General features: G+C 37.5%; 22 protein-coding genes and 2 riboswitches. Of the genes, 3 read left to right on the top strand and 19 right to left on the bottom strand.

The features are described 5' to 3' along the window. Positions 1-76 precede the first annotated feature (76 nt). From AC1FXP_RS08095 to AC1FXP_RS08050, 10 genes are read right to left on the bottom strand one after another with little or no spacing between them, the layout of a single operon-like run. Positions 77-1,201, bottom strand: coding sequence for a cobalt-precorrin 5A hydrolase (locus tag AC1FXP_RS08095; RefSeq protein ID WP_480060137.1), 1,125 nt, complete (start codon positions 1,199-1,201; stop codon positions 77-79). Continuing rightward, entirely contained in the window at positions 1,201-1,971 is a 771-nt protein-coding gene (gene cobM / locus AC1FXP_RS08090; RefSeq protein WP_480060135.1) for a precorrin-4 C(11)-methyltransferase, read from the bottom strand. Before cobM ends, AC1FXP_RS08095 begins: the two co-directional genes overlap by 1 nt. Beyond that, positions 1,971-2,672 (bottom strand): precorrin-2 C(20)-methyltransferase, encoded by a 702-nt coding sequence (gene cobI, locus AC1FXP_RS08085; protein ID WP_480060258.1) that lies wholly within the window; start codon positions 2,670-2,672, stop codon positions 1,971-1,973. Before cobI ends, cobM begins: the two co-directional genes overlap by 1 nt. Continuing rightward, positions 2,672-3,883, bottom strand: a complete 1,212-nt coding sequence (gene cbiE / locus AC1FXP_RS08080; RefSeq protein WP_480060256.1) for a precorrin-6y C5,15-methyltransferase (decarboxylating) subunit CbiE — start codon at positions 3,881-3,883, stop codon at positions 2,672-2,674. Before cbiE ends, cobI begins: the two co-directional genes overlap by 1 nt. Beyond that, positions 3,867-4,985 carry a cobalt-precorrin-5B (C(1))-methyltransferase gene (locus tag AC1FXP_RS08075; protein WP_480060133.1) on the bottom strand — a complete coding sequence of 373 codons (1,119 nt, stop codon included), beginning with the start codon at positions 4,983-4,985 and terminating at the stop codon, positions 3,867-3,869. Before AC1FXP_RS08075 ends, cbiE begins: the two co-directional genes overlap by 17 nt. 3 nt (positions 4,986-4,988) lie before the next feature. Then, positions 4,989-5,636, bottom strand: a complete 648-nt coding sequence (locus tag AC1FXP_RS08070; protein WP_480060131.1) for a precorrin-8X methylmutase — start codon at positions 5,634-5,636, stop codon at positions 4,989-4,991. A gap of 14 nt (positions 5,637-5,650) precedes the next feature. Beyond that, a complete protein-coding gene (gene cobK, locus AC1FXP_RS08065; RefSeq protein WP_480060129.1) occupies positions 5,651-6,436 on the bottom strand; it encodes a precorrin-6A reductase in 786 nt (261 codons plus the stop codon). Beyond that, on the bottom strand, positions 6,433-7,302 hold the full coding sequence (locus AC1FXP_RS08060; protein ID WP_480060127.1) for a sirohydrochlorin chelatase: 870 nt from the start codon (positions 7,300-7,302) through the stop codon (positions 6,433-6,435). Before AC1FXP_RS08060 ends, cobK begins: the two co-directional genes overlap by 4 nt. Positions 7,303-7,323: 21 nt before the next feature. Further along, the gene (gene cobJ / locus AC1FXP_RS08055) at positions 7,324-8,961 is read right to left on the bottom strand and encodes a precorrin-3B C(17)-methyltransferase (protein ID WP_480060125.1); all 1,638 of its coding nucleotides are present in this window, start codon (positions 8,959-8,961) and stop codon (positions 7,324-7,326) included. 53 nt (positions 8,962-9,014) lie between these two features. Further along, entirely contained in the window at positions 9,015-9,398 is a 384-nt protein-coding gene (locus AC1FXP_RS08050; protein ID WP_480060123.1) for a (2Fe-2S) ferredoxin domain-containing protein, read from the bottom strand. 136 nt (positions 9,399-9,534) lie between these two features. Beyond that, positions 9,535-9,718, bottom strand: a riboswitch (cobalamin riboswitch). A 142-nt stretch (positions 9,719-9,860) separates the two neighbouring features. Then, positions 9,861-10,044: riboswitch (cobalamin riboswitch) on the bottom strand. A gap of 347 nt (positions 10,045-10,391) precedes the next feature. Between AC1FXP_RS08050 and AC1FXP_RS08045 the strand changes: the two genes are divergently transcribed. Further along, positions 10,392-11,573: a GTP-binding protein gene (locus AC1FXP_RS08045; protein WP_480060121.1), complete on the top strand. Its 1,182-nt coding sequence runs from the start codon at positions 10,392-10,394 to the stop codon at positions 11,571-11,573. 193 nt (positions 11,574-11,766) lie between these two features. Here the strand turns inward: AC1FXP_RS08045 and AC1FXP_RS08040 are convergent, their stop codons facing one another. The 9 genes from AC1FXP_RS08040 to AC1FXP_RS08000 form a co-directional block, all read right to left on the bottom strand. Beyond that, positions 11,767-12,159: a (2Fe-2S) ferredoxin domain-containing protein gene (locus tag AC1FXP_RS08040; protein ID WP_480060119.1), complete on the bottom strand. Its 393-nt coding sequence runs from the start codon at positions 12,157-12,159 to the stop codon at positions 11,767-11,769. A 270-nt stretch (positions 12,160-12,429) separates the two neighbouring features. Beyond that, positions 12,430-13,602 (bottom strand): nucleoside recognition domain-containing protein, encoded by a 1,173-nt coding sequence (locus AC1FXP_RS08035; RefSeq protein WP_480060117.1) that lies wholly within the window; start codon positions 13,600-13,602, stop codon positions 12,430-12,432. Then, positions 13,565-14,683 carry an NAD(P)/FAD-dependent oxidoreductase gene (locus tag AC1FXP_RS08030; protein WP_480060115.1) on the bottom strand — a complete coding sequence of 373 codons (1,119 nt, stop codon included), beginning with the start codon at positions 14,681-14,683 and terminating at the stop codon, positions 13,565-13,567. The genes AC1FXP_RS08035 and AC1FXP_RS08030 overlap by 38 nt, the downstream gene beginning before the upstream one ends. A gap of 245 nt (positions 14,684-14,928) precedes the next feature. After that, on the bottom strand, positions 14,929-15,864 hold the full coding sequence (locus AC1FXP_RS08025; protein WP_480060113.1) for a CobW family GTP-binding protein: 936 nt from the start codon (positions 15,862-15,864) through the stop codon (positions 14,929-14,931). 9 nt (positions 15,865-15,873) lie between these two features. Beyond that, positions 15,874-16,389, bottom strand: a complete 516-nt coding sequence (locus AC1FXP_RS08020; RefSeq protein ID WP_480060111.1) for a MogA/MoaB family molybdenum cofactor biosynthesis protein — start codon at positions 16,387-16,389, stop codon at positions 15,874-15,876. A gap of 20 nt (positions 16,390-16,409) precedes the next feature. After that, positions 16,410-16,859, bottom strand: a complete 450-nt coding sequence (gene sufU, locus AC1FXP_RS08015) for a Fe-S cluster assembly sulfur transfer protein SufU (RefSeq protein ID WP_480060109.1) — start codon at positions 16,857-16,859, stop codon at positions 16,410-16,412. Between the two features lie 142 nt (positions 16,860-17,001). Continuing rightward, positions 17,002-18,174, bottom strand: a complete 1,173-nt coding sequence (locus AC1FXP_RS08010) for an FAD/NAD(P)-binding protein (protein ID WP_480060107.1) — start codon at positions 18,172-18,174, stop codon at positions 17,002-17,004. 148 nt (positions 18,175-18,322) lie between these two features. Further along, the gene (locus AC1FXP_RS08005; RefSeq protein WP_480060105.1) at positions 18,323-19,297 is read right to left on the bottom strand and encodes a metal ABC transporter substrate-binding protein; all 975 of its coding nucleotides are present in this window, start codon (positions 19,295-19,297) and stop codon (positions 18,323-18,325) included. A gap of 211 nt (positions 19,298-19,508) precedes the next feature. After that, complete coding sequence (locus tag AC1FXP_RS08000) at positions 19,509-20,222, bottom strand: MgtC/SapB family protein (RefSeq protein WP_480060103.1); 714 nt, start codon at positions 20,220-20,222, stop codon at positions 19,509-19,511. 219 nt (positions 20,223-20,441) lie between these two features. Here AC1FXP_RS08000 and AC1FXP_RS07995 point away from each other — a divergent pair, with 219 nt between their 5' ends. After that, on the top strand, positions 20,442-20,624 hold the full coding sequence (locus tag AC1FXP_RS07995) for a hypothetical protein (RefSeq protein ID WP_480060101.1): 183 nt from the start codon (positions 20,442-20,444) through the stop codon (positions 20,622-20,624). A gap of 81 nt (positions 20,625-20,705) precedes the next feature. Then, positions 20,706-21,698 (top strand): tyrosine-type recombinase/integrase, encoded by a 993-nt coding sequence (locus AC1FXP_RS07990; RefSeq protein ID WP_480060099.1) that lies wholly within the window; start codon positions 20,706-20,708, stop codon positions 21,696-21,698. Positions 21,699-21,749: the final 51 nt, after the last annotated feature.

Raw genomic sequence — 21,749 nt, 5'->3', positions numbered from 1 at the left:
TCTTACACCTCTTTCAGTATTGAACCATTTTTATTTAAAAAAACTATTTCAATTTTCTCTAACTAACTCCAACTTTCTAATAAGGAATAACAGCAATTGATATCGTTACATTCCCTGATTTCTTCTTAGTGAGAGCCAGTGACTGTGTACCACTATATAAACGAGCAGCGGGTTCACTCACACCATAAGCTCCAGTAAATTTATACACCGTCTCTGATGGATCTTCGATTTGCACACGATTTAGTTCTTCCGCTGAATAACATGTAAAGTCCCAATTGTATTTTTGTGAAACTGCAAGTAACCCTTCTTCATCCTTTTTTAAGTCAATCGAACAAATGGCTTTTACGCTTTTCAATGAAAAATTCATTTCATCTAGCGTTTCTTGAATAACCTGATCAATCTCCTCCATTGACGTTCCTCTGTTACACCCCATCCCGATAACGATGACCTTTGGACGATAAAGTACCCCATTAGCTAATATTTTTTTTTCATTATTATCCAAGATTCTATGGGTCACAACTAGAGCTGCGTTTGGTTTCGCACGTAATGCTTCTTCAATTGTTTCATAAACTTTGATCGTTTCCGGGAGAGGTCGATCGTAATTCCACCAATCTTTTTCCCCAGACTCCTGAACAACAGCCACTTGTTCTTCATTAACGACTGATGCACTGACCGGAGTCAACTTTTCTCCCGATTCCCAAACCCAACCAAATCGACTTCCAAATAAATCAACAGCGATCGTTTTTTGAACATCCGAAGCGGTTGTTATTACTGGTGTGGCACCAAGTAACTCAGCTACTTCCTTTGTTAATTCATTCGCTCCACCTAAATGTCCAGATAACACGCTAATTACGTGCTCTCCTTTATCATCAATAACAACAACAGCAGGATCGGTTTTTTTGTCTTTTAAAAGAGGGGCAATCATTCGAACCACCGCACCTAATGAAACGATCATAATAATGCCTTTGTATGCCTGAAAAAGGGATGGCAAAAGAAGTCGCACATTCCCTTCAAAAAGGGAAATACTGCGGTGCTTCTCATCTCCTCTTTCGAATTTATTCATATAAAATAAATCCGCTTGCTGAAAATTAGCATGTAAAGTTCGAGCAAGCTCCACACCATGCTTCGTAATTGCTACGATCGCATATGTTCCATTTTGCTTAAGGGTAACTTGTTTTCCTTCAGATAAAACGAGTGTCATTATTTCACTCCTTTTCTATATCCGTGTGTAAATTCTTTGTCATACAGCTTGGACTTAAATTCTTTATGATGAATATCTTTATCTAGTGCCCAACCTGCTAGAATCATCGCTTGCTTTCGAATTCCATTTGCTCGCATATCTTCATCCAAGTTCTCAAGTGTCGAACGTACGACTTTTTGATCTGGCCACGTGGCCTTATACACAACCCCGACTGGAGTGTCCTTGCTCCAGCCTGCAGCCAAAAATTCTTTCACAATTTTCTTCGTTAAAGTTGCACTTAAAAATAAAGCGACGGTACAATGATGTTTTGCTAAATCTCTTAATTTCTCTCTTTCAGGTACAGGTGTACGCCCTTCAGCACGAGTTAAGATCACCGTTTGAGTTAAATCAGGGATGGTCAACTCAGCACCTAATGCAGCGGCAGAAGCAAACACCGAACTAACACCTGGGATAATATCTACACACACATCTTTTTTATTTAATAGGGCAATTTGTTCCATAATCGCTCCGTAAACAGCGGGATCACCCGTATGAACTCGAACAACCTTCTTGCCAGCACTTGCACGCTCCACCATTACTTGAACCATTTCTTCAAGGTGCATTCCAGCCGTTTTAATAATCTCAGCATCAGACTTTGCTCGTTCCATTAATTCCTCACTAACTAGTGAATCGGCATATAGGACAACATCTGCTTCTTGTAATAATTTCAAGCCTTTTACTGTTATAAGGTCTGGATCTCCAGGCCCCGCGCCAATAATTGTAATATTCATTATTTTCTCACCACCATTAACGTTAAGTATTCAAGCTCTGCTCTTTCTAATTCATCCATATCCCAAACAACTTCTTCATCAGACGTCACTTTTGTTACGACCGAAGCTTTATCGAGTAGATCCAGTTCACGTAACACCTCAAGCATCAAATCCATCACTTTTGCTACTTTAATAAAGACGACACATTCATTATCAACAATTGCTTTTTTCATAGCTTCATAATCATCTCTCGCTGGGATGATTGCAATATGCTCATCCCCTTCTGCAAGTGGAATGCCAAGTCGTGAAGCAGCACCATTTATCGACGAGATACCAGGGACTGTGCTGATTTGCACACCTGGATGTCGTTCTTTCATGAGATTCATCAAATGAATAAAAGTACTATAGATAAGCGGATCACCTTCAGTCACAAATGCAACATCTTTCCCCAATTTCAAATACTCCCAAAGTTGCTCAACGGTATTAGACCATTCACGCTCTAAAATAACTGGATCTTTTGTCATCGGGAACACAAGTCCTAACATCTTTTTTTCCCCTGGTGTTATGTATACATCAATAATACGATGAGCATAGCTTTTGCTGCCTTTTCGTTTTTTCGGGTAGGCGATCACATCCGCTTCTTTCAGCTTTCGAAAAGCTTTTATTGTCAAAAGCTCTGGATCTCCAGGTCCTACTCCTAAACCAAATAATGTACCGACCATCATGATTCCCCTTCCTTATGCTTTGCTGTAATGATATAGATAGGATTTAAGGCATCAAACCGCGTAAGATTTAAAATTGGTTTGCTTCTTGAAATTTGAGCAAGGGTAATCGTTGTATCAAACCCATTGTATTTAAACCCTTCAACTGCTTGCATTAAATTTTCAATGGTCACAGCATTTAAAACGATTCTTCCACCCTTTTTCAAACGCGAACAACACGTTGCTAAAATATCGTCCATACTCCCAGCCGTTCCTCCAATAAAGATTGCATCAGGGTCTGGGAACGTCTCTAATTTCTCAGGAGCTTTTCCTTGGACCACTTCAAAATCCGTTCGGAATTTCACCTGATTTCGTTGACAATTTTCTAAATCTTGCTCATTTTTTTCAATCGCAAACACTTGACCTTCTTTTGCAATTAAACAGGCTTCAATCGCTACAGAGCCTGTGCACGTACCAATGTCCCAAACCGTATCAGTTTCGCTGATGTTTAAAGCCATTAAGCTTAACGTCCTGATTTCTTTTTTTGTCAGTAGTCCTTTTTCTGGTTTTCTTTGATAAAATTCGTTATCATCAATTCCCATGTTCCACGTTTTTACTTCTGCTTTCTTTTGAAGAATGACAACGTTCAGTGATGAAAACTCCTTTGTCTCCATTTCCTCCAGCTCATAAAAACCGCAACGTTCTGTTTCACTCCCAAGATTTTCAGCAACAAATGCTCGGTATTCAGTCATACCAAATGAACGTAAATAACGAGCAATTGTAGCAGGATGATTCTTTTCATCCGTTAAAAGCGCTACTTTTTCACGACCATTAATTCGTTGAGCAAGTCCGTTCATGCTTCTTCCATGAACGCTTGTCACATAAGCATCCTGCCAGCGTTCATTCATTCTACTAAAAGCGAGTTGAATCGAACTAAGATAAGGATAAATTTCAACATTTAACTTCTTAGCCATATAGCTTCCAATTCCATAGAACAAAGGGTCACCCGAGGCTAAGACCACGACTTTTTTTGTTTCTTCCTTTAAGAAGGTAACAAGGTCAGATAAACGACCTTTAATGACTTTTTTCTCACCTAAATAATCCGGGAAGAAAGATAATTGCCTTTCTCCCCCTACTAATACTTCACTTTCATAAATCCATTGTTCATAAATAGGAAGAAGGCTTTTCTTCCCCTCATCACCTATACCAATTACCTTAATCTTTTCTGTCATCTCTACCTGCCTTTCCAAGAAACACACCCTTCATTGAGTACAGACTTGTTTCAATCAAGATTCCTCCGCCAACTTCTTTTAATCCAGCTGTACAGCAATAATCACATAGAATCGCAAAAAACTCTTTATAACCATGCTCAAGTATTAGATCGCCTACTTGCGAAGCTGTGTTGGCATTAATGACCTTTTCTAGCAATTGTGGATCCGTTACACCTGCATCACGTGCCACATCGGCTAAGAAATTGAAATCAACTGGAGCACTTTTCGAATGAACCATCATCACACCTTGTGCTACTTTCGAAAACTTCCCCATCATACCAACTAAAGATACTTTTTCCACACCTTGTTTCTTGCATTGCTTTAACGTAAACCCAACAAAATCGCCCATCTCAATAAATGCCTCTTCAGGAAGTTCAGGGTATTGCTGAATTCCGTATTTTTCACTTCGTCCACCTGTTGAGATGACGACGTGATCACAACCGCTGGACCTTGCAACACTAATCGCTTGAACAATACTCGCCATGTAAGCAGAACTAGAAAAAGGGATTACAGTTCCCCTTGTCCCAAGAATGGAGATTCCACCAATAATTCCAAGCCGCTTATTAAGTGTTTTTTCTGCTAGCTTTTCTCCCTCAGGAACAGAAATCATAATGGTAATGCCTTGTTGAACCCCATATGCAAGAAGTACTTCTTTAGCCGTCTCATGAATCATTTTTCTGGGTACTGGATTGATGGCCGCTTCCCCAACTGGTACCGGAAGCCCCTCCTTTGTTACACGACCAACGCCAACTCCGCCATCCAGTGTGATTCCAGGTTTTTCAGACCAGCTTACCCTGGCTTTAATTAATGCACCGTGAGTGGCATCCGGATCGTCTCCACCATCTTTTATTGTTCCAGCTTCTGCAAAACCAGACCCTACAATACAACTATCCATTTCAAACGTGGCAAATTTCCCAACCGGTAAGAAAATCGTTGCACCTACTTGCTCTTCACCAGTAATCAGCGCGACAAGTGCTGCTTTCGTTGTTGCCGTTGCACATGCGCCCGTTGTATAGCCTGAGCGCATCTCTTTTTTGTCTTTCTTTTTTGCTTTCGTGTTCATCTTTTATGCCTTTTCAGCCAAGAGTGAAATTGCATTTAGTGCTGCAACTGTAATCGTACTACCGCCTTTTCTTCCGACATTTGTGATGAATGGCACATCTAACTTGGCTAATTCTTCCTTTGATTCAGGAGCGGATACAAATCCAACCGGAAGCCCAATAACTAAACTTGGCTTCGCTAACCCTTCTTTAATTAAACGAATCAATTCTAGTAAAGCTGTAGGTGCATTCCCAATTGCAAATATCCCACCTTCAAATTGTTGAATGGCTTTCCTTACTGAAATAATTGCTCGAGTCGTGTTTAAACGTTTCGCCTCTTCCATCACATCGGGATCAGAGATATAGACATTGACACTTCCACCATGATTCTCAATTCTTCCTTTGCTAACTCCACTTAAGATCATTTGTACGTCAGCATAAACTTGTTCGCCGTTACGAATCGCTTCAATCCCTGCTTGTATTGCTTTATCATGAAACAACATACTATGACCTAATTCAAAATCAGCCGATGCATGAACCACTCGTTGCACTACTTTGTATTGTTCTTGTGTAAAGTCATGGTCACCAAACTCTTCATCAATCATGTTAAAACTTTTCCCCTCAATTTCCTGAGGTTGTACCGTTAAAGGTTTAAAATCTGTGCGAAAATCCATCCTAACGCCTCCATCTATCTATTATTAGTTTGACTTGTAATAACAACTTCATTTATATGTGCCAATATATCCGAAAAGCTTGAATACTGATTTTCATAGTTTATTTTCGGCCTCTTAATCATAATCGTCTCAATGCCAAGCTCTATTGCCGCTTCTACCTTTTCATCAACAGACCCTACTTTTCCACTTTCCTTCGTAATCATCGTTGTCACACCGTATTGATTGTAAAGGGCCTTGTTAAACTCCTTTGTAAAAGGACCTTGTATGGCTACGATGTCTCTTTGCGGAAAGCCTAACTGCTCGCATTTTTCCATGTTGTCTTTCCTCGGAAGCATCCGCGCAATGACCCTGATATCTGGCTGATCGAGTAGTTTCTCAGTAAAGACCTGAAGTGTTTTGCTTCCGGTCGTAAGCATGATCACGCCTTTTTTTTCAAATGCCTTATCTGCTGCGAGAGCGTAACTATCAACGAACGTGATTCCTTTTCCTACATGAGTCTGTGATTCACGTTCGTATCGAATATATGAGATACCAACTTCCTTTGCTGCTGTTAATGCATTTTTACTAGCCTCTTCTGCAAATGGATGACTCGCGTCAACAATCGACTGAAAACGCTGTTCTTTAATGACTCGGACAAAGTCTTCACTTGTTAACCGTCCTACATATACATCAAGTCCCGCCTTACGCAATTCATTCGCAGCATTTTCCGTGACAACAGTTGTCAGCAGTCTGTATCCCTCTATCTTCAATGTAATAGCTAAATCTCTAGCATCACTTGTTCCTGCTAAAAATAGAATCATAGCTTTTGAACCTCATGGTGGTGATGTTCGTGATCGTGGTCATGGTGATGATGATGGTCAATATGTTCCATTGCCGCAATACGGTATTGACATACATCACAATTCATCTTTACGTCACCTTGTAAAGCTTCCTCAATTCGATCCTTAATAATCGTTTGTAACCTGGTATGGAATCCAAAGTAACCTGCTAGCTTGAATTCAATTCCGGGATTCTCTAGTTCAAAATCACCAATCATTGTTTCAAGGCGCTTAATTAAGATACCCGTAAATAAAAAGTACGGTAAAATGACAATCTTCTTTGCACCAAGTTTAATACAGCGTTCTACCCCTTTTTTAATTAATGGATCCGTTACCCCCATAAAAGCTGGTTCCACTAGCTGATAATTTAGCTTTTCCCACAATAAACGCGTAATTTTATAAAGATCACTATTTGCATCAGGGTCACTACCGCCACGACCTAACAAAAGAACAGCTGTATCATAGCCTGGCTCAATTAAATTTTCTCCCACATCTTCTAAACGACTTTTGCAAATTTCCATCGTTTCCTCATGGATTCCAAATGGCCTCCCATATGTAAATTGAACATGAGGGTATTTCTTTTTCGCTTCGTCAATCGCTGCTGGGATATGAATTTTTGAATGGCCAGCAGCTAGCAGCATAAGAGGAATAACATAAACGCTTGCCGCCCCCTTTTCTACACATGTTTGAATCCCCTGTTCAATCGTTGGCTTCTCAAATTCCAAAAAACAAGTTTCAACCAACAGGGAAGAATCTAACTGGGAAGATAATTCTTTAATCATATGTCTTACTTGCTCATTTCCTTCATGGTCTCTACTTCCGTGCCCTACTAATAAAACAGCTTTCATATAACTCTCCCTTATCGTCGTTTAGTCTCCACAAGGAGCGGGTTCGATTTCAATCTTTGGTGTCATATCTTTGTATGTATAACCTTGAATATTTCCTACTCGTTTAAAGTACTTAAAAAATCGTTCATTTGGATGGCCTTTCTCTTTATATTCATGGACAATTTTTTCAACGAGCTCAACAATTTGATCTGGCTCAATGCCCTCTGCGACTGGCTGACCAGCATGGGCTGTTCTTCCAACTGTTTTAGCTCCTAAAAACAAATCAAATTTCCCTTTCCGAAACACAATACCAATATCTTCCTTTACCGCACCATAACAAGCCATTCCGCAACCATTAAATCCAACTTTTAACTCTTTCGGTAGTTCAAGACCACTTAACTTTTGATGCAACTCTTCTGCATAAGGAATGGAATCTTTTTTCTCGCCTTCACAAAAATCACATGCTTTTACCTGTGAGACATCACCAAGAGGTTCAAGAATAAATCCAGAGCTTTTTAACTTTTCAGTAATGTTTTCTGGACTAGTTGTTGGAATTCGAAGGTGAATTTGATGGTGCGTCGTATACTCCATCGTTCCATCTCCAACCACTTCCGCAAGAGTCAACATTTGTTTTGCGGTAAATTGCTTATTCACAACACCCGGACTCACTGCTAATTCAAAAATAGAAACAACAGGATTATCTACAGTCTTCGTTCCTTTTATTTCAGTAGGCCCATCTTTCACAATACTAAGAGCCTCTAAAGCAAGTTCTAATGAGGAAGCCTTAGGAATAACTTCTTCCTCTGCAGTAGCACTTGCTTCCACCTTCGCAATTTCCATATCGTTTTTGCCTTGGTGCAGTGCCCAAGGTTCATTTTCATGTCGTAAACGCTCATGTGGCCTCAGCCGTTGTTCCGTTGTATTCAACGTATACTTTCGTTGATATCCCCTTGGTGTAATCATTTTGTTGTCATAAAGAAAAGTGGAGGAATTTCCAATAACAACTGTTGTAAGCATTCCGATATCGTAGTTCAACATATTTTCAAGGTTCGTAATAACAATATCTTCTCTATCACGATAAGCACTTTTCACAAGACCAACTGGAGTTTTCGGTGATCGATATTCAAGCATTATTCTTTGAGCCTCCACAATCTGCCTCGTCCTTCGACCACTTTTTGGATTATATAAACTAATTACAAAATCAGCCTGCGCAGCTGCTTCAATTCGCTTCTCAATCAGCTCCCATGGGGTTAAGTGATCACTTAAACTTATCGTACAGGCATCATGCATAACAGGTGCCCCAAGTAGTGAAGCACATGAATTAATTGCTGATATACCTGGAATAACCTCCACACCGACTCCCGAATCTTCCGTCCAACCTTTTTCTATTAATACTTCATAAACAAGTCCAGCCATACCATATACTCCTGCATCCCCACTTGAAATGACTGCAACCTTTTTTCCTTCTTCAGCAAGTCGAACCGCTGCTTGAGCTCGACTTACTTCTTCTGACATTCCTGTACTAATGATCTCTTGATCTGTTAATAGTTGCTGAATTAATTCAACATACGTTTTATAACCAATAATACAATCGCTCTCTTGGATCGCCTCTTGTGCTCTTTTCGTCATATGTTCAAAACTTCCAGGTCCAAAACCAATGACAAGTAATTTTCCAAGCATTTTTACATACCTCCTTGATAAAGTCCCCTTAGAAACTCGTTGACAAGAATAACCTATACGTTTGTTTTTTCCACTTTAGAAACGCCCTTAATTCTTGCTGATGTATTCGCTCGTATCATTTCATCATTTTCAAAGCCATAGATTAACGAGTCTTCTAGATCAACTGCTGGGTCAAGATGATTTCTTATAATCGAACGCCCGATATCCGTTGACTTAGCGGAGTACCAGTTTCCATCAGGGTAAACAATGACCACACACGCATCCTTACAGCGACCATTGCACCGAGTCCGCGATGTATGAATTTGTTGATCTAATTCCAGATTCTTTATCTCATCACGAATGGCTAAAGTAATTTCTTCCCCTTCCTTTCTCATGCAGCTAGATCCATTGCAAATCAAAACATGCTTTTTTGTACCCGTTAAATTCCAAGTAGTCATTAATCGATTCCTCCTACAGTCATTTTAAGAAAATTAAAAATGCACCCCTACCAATAGATAGAGGTGCAGAGATAAATGACATACATAATAAGTAGCCTTTATTCTACACTTCTCTACCTATAACCCGTAGGTATTGAAGCCATTCGAAACAAAGGCAGGTCTCCTGACTTAGGTTCATTATTTCATTGCGTCTTCCCGATTCACTCAGTGACTTTATACAATGAAACTCCCCATTACAGTGGCGGGACCGTGACGGATTTACACCGTTCTTCCCTTTTAAGCATAACTAGTAGTTATACACCTTTGTTTACAGTTGAATTTTAATATGAATCTAGTTAAGTCCTCCTTTTAAACAAATAAAAATGCACCTCTATCAATAATCAATAGAGGTGCAGAAAAAAATAGCATACAAAATAAGTAGCATCTATTCCACACTTCTCTACCCATGACCCGTAGGTATTGAAGCCACTTCAAACAAAGGCAGGTATCCTGACTTAGGTTCTTCATTTCATTGCGCCTTCCCGATTGATTCAGTGACTCTATACAATGAAATTCCCCATTACAGTGGCGGGACCGTGACGGATTTACACCGTTCTTCCCTTTTAAGCATAACTAGTAGTTATACACCTTTGTTTTTTTAAAGTAAATTGTAAACTTTTCGTATTTATTGTCTATTAAACTACTTCTTATAATTTTTAGCAAGTATATTCTTTTACGATTTTTAAAATTCTGTCTTTCAAACTAGTTTAATCCTAATAAACTTTGTTATTTTATTTTACACACAAACGCATAGATGTCTCTTAATAACAAACAAATGCAAATACTTTAATCCTAAAAAACTAACACAAAAATTATTCGACAAAAATTAAGTCTTCTATTTACAAAGCAACAAAAGAACGATAAAATACAAATCGTAATAATTACTATTTAATCCAAATAATTAATCTGTTTAACCATAACTAACAATAAATGTTTAAAAGGAGAATTTATATAATGAAAAAGGTTCCAGTTACTGTATTAAGTGGATATTTAGGTTCGGGAAAAACCACACTATTAAACCACATCCTAACCAATCGCGAAGGGCTAAAAGTTGCTGTTATTGTCAATGACATGAGCGAAGTGAATATTGATGCTAAGCTTGTGAAAAATAATGGGTTTTCCAGAACAGAAGAAAAACTAGTAGAACTTCAAAACGGCTGTATTTGCTGTACTCTACGCGAAGACCTTATGCAAGAGGTAGAACGAATTGTTGACGCGGGCGATATAGATTATATCGTTATCGAATCTTCTGGAATTAGTGAGCCTGTCCCTGTTGCTCAAACATTTACGTACATTGATGAAGAACTAGGGATTGATTTAACGAAAAAATGCGAGCTTGATACAATGGTGACGGTTGTAGATGCGAACCGCTTTTGGGATGATTATGCATCAGGTGAATCGCTGCTTGACCGTAAAGAAGGGACAGATGAAAATGACACTCGCGAAATTTCAGACCTTCTAGTTGATCAGATTGAGTTTGCCGATGTAATCATTCTTAATAAAGTTGAAATGTTAAAAGAAGTAGATAAAAATGAGTTACTAGGGCTCTTGCGGAAATTAAATGCAGATGCTGATATTATTCCAACTTCATACTCTAAGGTAGAATTATCTTCTATTTTAAATACAGGTAAATTTGACTTTGATACAGTGAGTCAATCTGCTGGATGGATTAAGGAATTAAATGAAGAACATACACCAGAAACAGAGGAGTATGGTGTCTCCTCATTCGTTTATCGAAGTAGAAAACCATTCCATCCAGAGCGCTTAATGAACTGGCTGGAAAATTGGCCTGTTGATATTGTTCGTGCAAAAGGGTTCATTTGGGTTGCTTCACGTAACTCCATGGCTGGATTGATATCACAGTCAGGATCTTTAGTTACCATTCAAGGTGCTGGAGAGTGGGTGGCAGCTTATCCTGAAGAAGAGAGAGAGCAAGCCCTCCTTGAAGAACCTGAGCTGCAAGAAAAATGGGATCCAAAATTCGGGGATAGAATGACCGAACTAGTCCTAATTGGTATTGATATGAACCATGAAGAAATTCGCGATTCCCTTGATCATTGTTTATTAACAGATGTTGAGATGGCTTCCGATTGGACTAAGCTTCACGATCCGCTTCCTCAATATGTAGAAGCATAAAATATCGTATTACTTGATGGGGGGTGTCTCAAAAGGTCTGTTTTTGACCTTTTGAGACACCCCCTCTTTTTTAAATTAGCGAAATAACTAGCAATGAAAAAAATTTTAAGTTCTCAATAATTTCAAGCATAATCATCATCTTGTCAAATCCTTTGACAGTAAATAACTGCAACAAATGATGATTTGTTTTCTTCTATAATTTTTTCGAAACCTTTTTAACTAGGTCCCCATTTTTTTCCACACCTAGCACTGTTCCTTTAGTTCGTTCAAACCCTCTCCCATCAAATACATGACTAACCTTGTCTTCTAGCAAACTCCCTGTCAATAATGATTCAATAAATCGCGGAGCATCCTTACTAGACATTTCCTTATACCACTTCCCATCAGGATAAGTAATCAGAACACACTTATCTTGACATCGTCCATTACAAAGCGTTCTTGATGTATGAATCATAGAATCTAAGCCTTTAGAACTTATCTCGTTTCTAATAGACTGCGTTAATTGTTCTGCTCCTTCTTTATTGCAGCTACTTCCATTGCAAATAAGAATGTGATGTTGTGTCTCCATCAAATTCCATGTAGCCATTTCTTCAGCTCCTTTTTTATTAGAGGATATCATTAATAATAGTTATCATTACGATTTATTTTATATAACCTAGTACTCTTCTATCTGTGTAACCTCTGTGCAACTATACCACTCTTCTATCTTATGATCTTCCCATAATATTATTAAAACACCATTGCATTCATCAATAATTACACCATCTTTCCCCTCAGGATTTATTACTTTCATGCTTGAATAGTTTTCCATATCAAACCTCTGTTAACTTTCTCCGATTTTAAATTTCTCTCATTCTCAAAAAAACACTTTCCAAATCACCACTAGAAGTAACGATGAGACTAGGGATGTTATGGCCTGCTTTATAGCAATTTGAATAGCAATAGACTTTCCTGCATCCCTACCAATAGCAAGGAGCGTCACAAGACAACAAGACAATGTCGATGCCAAATATACAAGAATAAACAATTCCATTCCAGTTAAATTTAAAAGCAATTGTCCATTCCCTTCATTAAAAAGTAATATACCATCCTTTCTAATAATAGAAAAAAGAATACCTAGACTTGCTTCTTGAGGTAAAGAGAACAAAGCGAATATAGGACCGATCTTTTGAGAGAGAAAATCAAGTATTTTATAACTATGAAGAATAGTAGCTACCACACAAATTACTAAAAAAATAGGCATAGCTTGAAAAAAGAATTGTTTGATCGTTTCATGTACAGTTATTAAAACAGCAACAGGACTAACCTTGTGAAACGATTTGTTTTTTATTGAGTAGTCACTTTGAAGCTTATGCTTGTTGGGGTACCAAACCCTCGTATGAATCATTCCTATAACAGCTAAAGCAATAACATATGGAAAAAACATCCACGGCTTTCCTGCCACACTGAATAAAGATAAAGCAGCGCCGACTTGATAACTGCATGCGGAACTAAAGGAGATCATTGACAGGCACTGTTTCCTTGAACAAACTGAACATCCTTTACTTTGATAAACAGCTACAACATTGCATCCATATCCAGTTAGAACTGGAATGATATCTTTACCGGCAAGACCAATCTTTCTAAGCCAAGGATCTACTGCAACTGTGACTTGGTTTTTCAGACCGATATCATTTGTTATCCCGATAGAAATACTAATAAGGACAACAACAGGGAAAGCCCAAACAAATGAATACGTTCCTAACGTTAATAAACCAAATGGGCCAACTACGATTTCTGCAAGTAAAGATGGAGCTTGACTAAACCATCCTTCTACTCGTTGAATAAAGTATGTCTCAATAATTGGTTCAACAAAAGTGGCAATGGCATAGGCTCCATACACAGGCAAGCCATAAATCGCAAGAATAATTAATAGGCAACCGAACATACTCCAAACACCTAAAATAGATAGTTCTTGATTTAACTCTTCTTTGTTTGACTGTATCATCGTTTTAACAAATGCACTCATTTCCGCAGCACGATAAGTCATCTAAGTACATATTTGAACTCCTGTAGAACTCAATCAACTCTTCACTTACCTTAATTCCAAGCCGGTCACATAGCTCTTTTGCTACAACTGCAAATCGCTGTCTAAACTTATAAATAAAACAAAAGATAATTGGTTCATGACGAACCTGTGGCCCAACTAAAAACAAACCTTCTGAGACCGTTGACTCGTCTATTTCATTCAACTCAATTTCGTTTTCCTCATTCCAATAAAAGTGTTCTAGAATTAATGAGAGACTATTTTTAAAACCTGTTGCCAAAATAGGCTGAGTAGAGCTTTCAATGATTTCTCCATTAGAAAGATAAATTTGATAGTCCCCTTCTTCTTCTTCAACCTTGATCACTTCTGCATTTCCTCTTAAGACAAGTTGATCGGAATCATAAATATCTTTTAAACGATCAAACGTAAAAGGAGATAATGAAATGCTTGGGTCGGGACTATAATTTCCCCATGTTTCTTCTCTAGCCAATACTGTTACATCTTTGCCTAAATGGGTAAGGTGTATAGCAGAATCGATTCCACTTTCATAACCACCAATAATGAAAAACTCATCTCCTTTTAAATCCTCCCAAGAGTGAACTTTACTATTATGAAGACATAGTTCACCGCCTTCAAATGGTTGTAAATTAGGATACTGGAATTCTCCACCTGCCCAAACAATATATGTACAATTGATGCCCCCTTTGTTTGTGTATAAACGATAACCGTTTGAAGTTTTCTTCACTTCTTTTACATCAATACCTAATTCGATAGGTAATTCAAAGTGATTAGCAACCGCTTTAAGATACTCTGCATATTCTGCTCCGCTTAAATGCTCTGATTGAAACGTAAATCCCGGAGAAGTCTCTGGGACAATGGCATTTAAATCAAGTAGGCCAAACCCATGACCAGGGAAAGAAGGAGTAAGTAGTCGCATTTCTTTTGGCCATTTAGTAAAAGTACTACCGACAGAATTCTTTTCAACTATGACATAATTAGATAACCCCATCTGTTTTAAAACCGTTGCAACACCTATTCCTGCCGGTCCTGCACCAACGATGACAACATCATATTCTTTTTTCATTGCTTTATTGCACCTCTTTCAAGATAAACGATATAATAGTAATGATTACGATTATCACCAATTTTATCCGCTTCCTTCCAGTTTGTCAAAGGTTTATATTCATAACAAGTTCCTTTTACGGTCTACCTTTATGTCTTTATATACTCCGAAAAAAAGAACCCTATAAAGTAGTCCTTTTTTCAAAGTGTCTACTCTACAGGGTACATTTTATAAAGAGTCGTCTTTTTTAGATCAATCTATTTTTCTTATAACTTTCTTAACGCCTGTTCAATTTCGGCTTGATCTAAGTCTTCTCCAATAAAAACAAGTACAGGATGATAAGTCTTATCCATTTTATATCGCTCAAAAACAGGATCACCGTAAGCATAGTTAAATAAAAATAGACCAGGACTTTCCTTTAAATAAATAAATCCTTTTGCTCTAATCAGTTGTCCCTTCATTCTTTCTAACCAATGCAAAAATTGAATTCGATCAATGGTTTGATTAACAGGAAATGATATCGTTCTTAAATGTAAATGATTATGAACATGTGAGTTATGAGTGCCGTCAAGCGTTTGACTGAATACTCCTAGATGTGAATCCTTTTTATACAAAAATAGAGGATCCCATTTTCCAAACGTAACAGTCGATATAATAGCTTGATTATTGATTTCCTCAATATTCTTTCTTATTAAAGAAAGCATACGCTCATCTACTTGGTTCTTTTTATTTATAAGGACGGCATCCGCATACTTAACTTGTTCTACCAAAAGCTTTTTGAGCTTAATACTCATTTTCTTTTCATACCATTGTTTTGCATTCACAACGGTTATTACTGCTTTCACATTTACTTTGCTAGCTAAAATAGGATGTGTGCATGCATCGATTATCTCTAAGGGGTGGGCAGCTCCTGTTGCTTCAATGTAAATAGCATCTAACTCATGGTCTTGAATAAGAACATTCAATTGTAAACTCAACTCTCCCTGAATCGTACAACAAATGCATCCATTAAGCATTTCCTTTAGAGGAGTATCACTTGGAATGATAGCCGAATCAATACTAATGTCACCTAACTCATTCATTATTACTCCAATGCGTCTTCCTTTCTTTTTTTCTAATTGAATCAGTTCTTTCAACAACGTGCTTTTTCCACTACCTAAGAAGCCACTTAAAATAAAAATATCTACTGTTTTTTTGTCCATTATTCGTTACTACTTCAAATCCTTTCTAATTTCTCTAATTACATGTGGTAGTTCTGAACTGATTAATTTATTCATGGCTAGCTTTACAGCACCGCTTGATCCTGGCATGGCAAATACTGCCGTATGATTACTCACACCAGCAATTGCCCGGCTCAACATTGCTGCTGCTCCAATATCTTCTGTATAACTTAACATTCTAAATAACTCTCCAAAACCAACAATCTCTTTATCAAGCAATTCTTTTACCGTCTCAATTGTCACGTCACGATCCGCTATACCCGTTCCACCATTCAATAGAATGGCATCAACCTCTGAGGCTTGAATTCCTTTTTGAAGAGCGTCATTAATCTCTTGTTTTTCATCTCTTACAATCTCATAATCTTCTATTACATGTCCTTGTTTTAGTAAAAATTCCTGAATCAAAATTCCACTTTTATCTGTGTCTTTCGTACGAGTATCGCTTACAGTTATAATCTTACACCTGACTTGTTTAGGTGCTTCTTTTTTATGTTCCATTACACTCATTACTACATTCTCCTTTTAACTTACTTCTTTATTCCTCTATAAGAATCAACATCATGCAAGATTTTATCTAGCGCCTGCCAAGCCATCAAAGCACAATTATGACGGGCCTTTAGCTTATGTACCCCCTGCAATGATAAGGCATCACCTAAGTCAATTTGATCATCAGATTGTTCACCTTGACGGATTAACTGTTCAAACTCACTCCTTATTGAGGAGACGGTTTTAATATCCTTATTTTGAATTAACTCTGTCATCATCGATGAAGACGCCATACTAATGCTGCAGCCCTCCCCTTCAAATGAAACATTTGTTAGTAACTCGTCTTGAATATGTAAATAAAGAGTTATAACATCTCCGCAGGTTGGGTTCTTATAATGAACTTTACGCACTCCTTCCCCTTCTAGTTTTCCGAAATTTCGTTTATACTTTGCATGATCGATAACGAGTTTACGATATAATTGACCTAGCATTCGTCCCCTCCTTTGGTTTTATAAAAATATCAACATAGATGGAGGTATAATAATACTTTCTAAGAACCTCCTTTATACTAACTGTTGTTTGTACTATATTTAATTGGCATTTCACATACAAAAATTTGATTTCATTTCTTAACTATGATTGAAACTGTACAATTCTCTCTGCCCCTCTTCTCGCTCCTGAAATATTTCGCGAAACGGGTCCAATTACGAGTTCTGCAAGTGCTCCTATGACGTATAGGTTATCTCCCCACTGCAATGAGTCTTCAGAAACGATTGGATACCCACAATTTGCACAAAGCAGGTTTTCCTTTTCTATCGTATGGTTTAACCACTCTATACCTGGAGGAGTGGCATGAAAGCCTGTTGCTAATAATACTTGATTCGTATTGATGGATGTCTGCTTTAAATCTAATATCATTTCATCATTTTCAAATGATGCTGTAGACACTTCATCAATAATCAATTCAAGACGTTCTTCTCTTTCCTCCCGTAATATCTTCATTTTTAATTCTTTGGGAATGGATCCTCTAAATCTTGCACTTGTAATGATTTTTCTTCTCTTTTCAAGACATGTAACCTTTTCGAACGATTTCATCTTTTTTGGGCCAAGCCACCCTGGATCGGAATCAAATTGATGTGTTCGAAGGGGATGTCTTGTAAGCAGCTTTACCTTCCCAGGTCGTCTTTTACTCCATTTTAATGCGGTATGGATTGCACTAATTCCTCCACCTACAATTACCATTTCTCCTGTCGACTTCATATCATTACTTCCACTACTATTATAAATATGGTCAATATTTGCCCCCTGTTCTTGCAACTTTTTTGCCCAATTAGGTATGAACGGATGTTCACTTAATCCCATTGCTAAGACAACATTTTTACTTTCTAATTGTCTTCCGTCCTTTAATGTAATTTTCCAATATTGTTTCCCTCTTTCTAGCTTCGTTACCCTTCCTTGTATCCAACTTTTTTGTAACTGGATATCATTAAAAAGTGAATCACAATGCTTGTTAAACAGCTCGAGTGATGGCCGATCATATGGCCCATAAAAGTGAGAAGACCAATTCCGCCCTTCAGATTTTGCAAATTTCTCAAGGGAAAATGGGTTAACATCTAGGTGATGGATAGACGGTGATCTTAAAAAAGGCATTTCAACTGTTTTCGTACACCTTTTCCAAGTAAAAAGTGGTTCAGCATGTGGATCAACGATTGCAAGATTAGAAATCGTTGTACATTTTCTTTTAATTAAATAAGTGGCAAGTGTACATCCTTGAATACCTCCACCAATTATCGTCCACTCAAACATACTATTCTCCTCATTTCTAACTAGAAAATCAAATTTCAAATCGTAATTATTACGGTTTAATTCATTTTAATCGATTTTTAAATGAGAATCAAACATAAAAAAAGAAAGTAACCCAGATCAATCTGAGCTACTTTCTTCAAGAAACCAATTACTTCAAACCATTTACAAACGTTTCAACATTATGTTTCATCATTAAAATGTAAGTCTCCGCACCACTGCCGTCTTGACCAACAGCATCCGTATACACTTCACCTGCTATTTCTACTCCAGTATCACCTGATACCGACTCCATGTAACGGCGATCTACTGTTGTTTCAACGAAAATAGCTGGAATCCCTTGATCATTTACGACATCGATCACACGTGAAATTTGTCCAGGGGTACCTTCTTCATGAGAGTTAATTTCCCATACTCCTTCTGTCTGGAAACCATATGCTTCACCAAAATATTTAAAAGCATCTTCACTAACAACGATCACTCGGTTTTCTTCAGGAATCGCTTCTACTTCCGTTTTAATAAAAGTATCTAATTCCTCTAACTCTGCTAAATATGCATCTGCATTTTCACGATACGTACTTTCGCCTTCAGAATCACGTTCAATTAAATCGGCTACTACGTTTTCAACGTAAAGTTTTACATTTTCTACACTCATCCATGCATGAGGATCTTCTTCCTCACCACCTTCAAGCATAATTGGTGTGACTCCTTCGCTCACTGATACAATTGAAATATCGCCACCAACACTTTCAACCAACTTCTCAATCCACTCTTCTAAACCAAGTCCATTGACATAAAAGACATCTGAATCACTTACTTTTTGAAAATCACTTGGTACTGGCTCATATTCGTGTGGCTCTTCACCAATTGGAACAATGTAGTCAACCGTTCCTCTATCTCCAACAATCGTACCGATAATGTCTCCTAGGATTGAAAAACTCGTAGTAATAACAAGGCCATCTTCTTCTTCATTCGTTGCCTCTTCAGTTGAATCCTCAGACTCTGTTGTTTCCTTCTGCTGCTCATTAACCAATTCTTCTTGTTGTGTCTCTTCTGCACTACAGCCTATTAATACGAAAAACGATAGGCTCAGCGCAAACAATAAAAACCCCAATTTCTTTAGCATGATTCCCTCTCCTTTTTAAAAATATCAGTTGTCCACTTCTAATTATTTTGTACAAGGTAAACTTTTTAAACAAAAAAATAATTGTTTCCCCAATGCAACAATTATATTTTTTCATACTTTTCATTTTTTGTCTAGTTATTTTCAATAAATAAATTAAGTTTTATAGCAAAAAAAATAAATACCTAAGGCAGGTAGCTTCCTCAGGCTAATTCTATACATGGTCAAGGTCTACTGTTAAGACATGATCAATCTTTTTGAACATGTAATATAGGTCTGTTGTATATATATATTCTGGAGCTGAGATTGTAATCTTGATTTGTTGATTGCCATTGTCCAAATCGCGTATTTTTATATTGCGTATTTTAATATTCCCTTTTTGTCTTCCATAAAAATCATGTTCTTTCATTTCGATTGCTTGGAGTAAATCTGTCATTTTATAGTTTGGTTCCATTACTATTTTTGCAAAAACATCCCTTTCCCTTAATGCGCTCGGTCCAATTAATTTGATAATGGCAGGAAGTACATTAACAGCAACAATAAAGAGTATAACTGCAACTAAAGACGCAAAATAAAGCCCTACCCCTACGGCTATACCGAGTCCAGATGCTGACCAAATCATGGCAGCACTTGTTAAACCTGAGATGACATCATTGCTTCTCCTAAGAATAACACCCGCTCCCAAAAAGCCAACACCACTAACAATCTGGGCTGTTAAACGCATCGGATCCATTGCACTAAATGTGGGAGTTGCAAATATATGAAATGCTTCAATCGATACAATTGTAACAAGACAGCTTGCTACGCTAATCACCATACAAGTTTTTAGTCCTAGAGGCTTATGTTTTAATTGCCGGTCAATTCCAATTAACATTCCTAAAAACAATGCTAAGCTTAATTTTCCAACAATAACGAAATCAAAAAACATTCCTCTTCCCCTTTCTTACATGTTCTGACCACTTTGTAAATACCACTAGCAAAGTTTTAGGTATTTCATGCAATTGTCCTTCCTTGTTTCTTTATAATTCCAATAATCATCACGATTTATTTGTTGTAGATAATTTATATAAAAAGGTGATTTTTCACTTGTTCTGAAACGCGTTTCACGCTTTACGATAATTTTAGATCGTAAAGGAGGGACAATTTTATGGAACTGTTAACTGGAATCGTTAGTTTATTGGGGTTATGTTTTATCGTTATATTATTTGCTACGGTTACCTCTTCTCCGAACCACGAAAAGAAAAGATCAATAAAAACAGAACCTTACAGTTACATTTTTCACGACCATGTATTCGAAAATAGAGAGAAGTCCAAACACCCTTCAAAATAATGCCGTTGCTCAAACTAGTAAGTTCATGCAGGAAATGTTGTAAATACATCAAATAGTATTAATAAGGAAGGGGTGTATACAATGGAATATTTGTTTCCTTCATTTATTGATAACTACATTAACGAATTAGCGGCGAAAGGGCGAAAAGACTCGACTATAAAACGCTATATTTACGATTTGAATGATTTTTCATATTGGCTGCATAAGGCACGTTCGACAACAGAAGAAATTAACTGGAAGTCCATCACAAAGGAAGAGCTCGAACTTTTCTTTCAGGATTTGATGGAAGTGAGAAAGTATAATGTACGAACGATTAGACGCATTCACAGTGTTTTACGACAAGTGCATCAGTACCGTAAATCGTTGGGACAAAGTGAACTAAGTCCTATGGCAGAAATTGAGCCTCCTGAACTTTCTTCAGAACCACTAGTAGAATCAGATTGGTTACAGCGGAAAGAACAAGCTCAATTTCTCACTTCGTTATCATCAACAAATGGCCTATCCAACCAACAGCTTGAAGTATTTCATTTCTATAAAGAACGGAATGAATTTATTGTTCGATTATTTTTAAATTATGGTCTAACACTACATGAGGTCCAGCAGCTTTCGATGAGAGATATAAAATTTGAACGCAACGAATTACGCATTCAAGAGGACAACAGAGTAATTGTTATGGCGGAAGATCACAAACAATTGGCCTACACATACTTTAAGAGCATCCCAGAGCCCGTAAGACCTCGGTTTTATAGTGAAGATCCCTTGATTGTTTCTTTTGACTTTAAGCGTAAAACGTTTCACTGGTCATATGACGATGACCAACCAAAACGGATGTCTATGATCGCCATTCAGAAAATGGTTCGTATGGAAGTAAAGCGCGCACAATTGCGTAAAGGAATTAGTGCTCAAACACTTCGAAACACTTTTATATTATCTACACTTTTAAACGGAAAGACTCCCGAAGAGTTAGTTCAGTGGATTGGCTATACGACACCATTGTCAATGAACCGTTATCTAAATACGATTCAATCAATCACAAAGGAACAGAAACAACGTTTACTAGCGGGGACAGCCTAACTCCGCATTTTTTCATGCTTCAATAAGACAACTTTTTCATAAAACTGTTGA

The sequence above is a fragment of the Halalkalibacter sp. HAAS-P013 genome, assembly GCF_056619925.1.
This window is presented reverse-complemented; position numbering and strand designations above follow the sequence as displayed.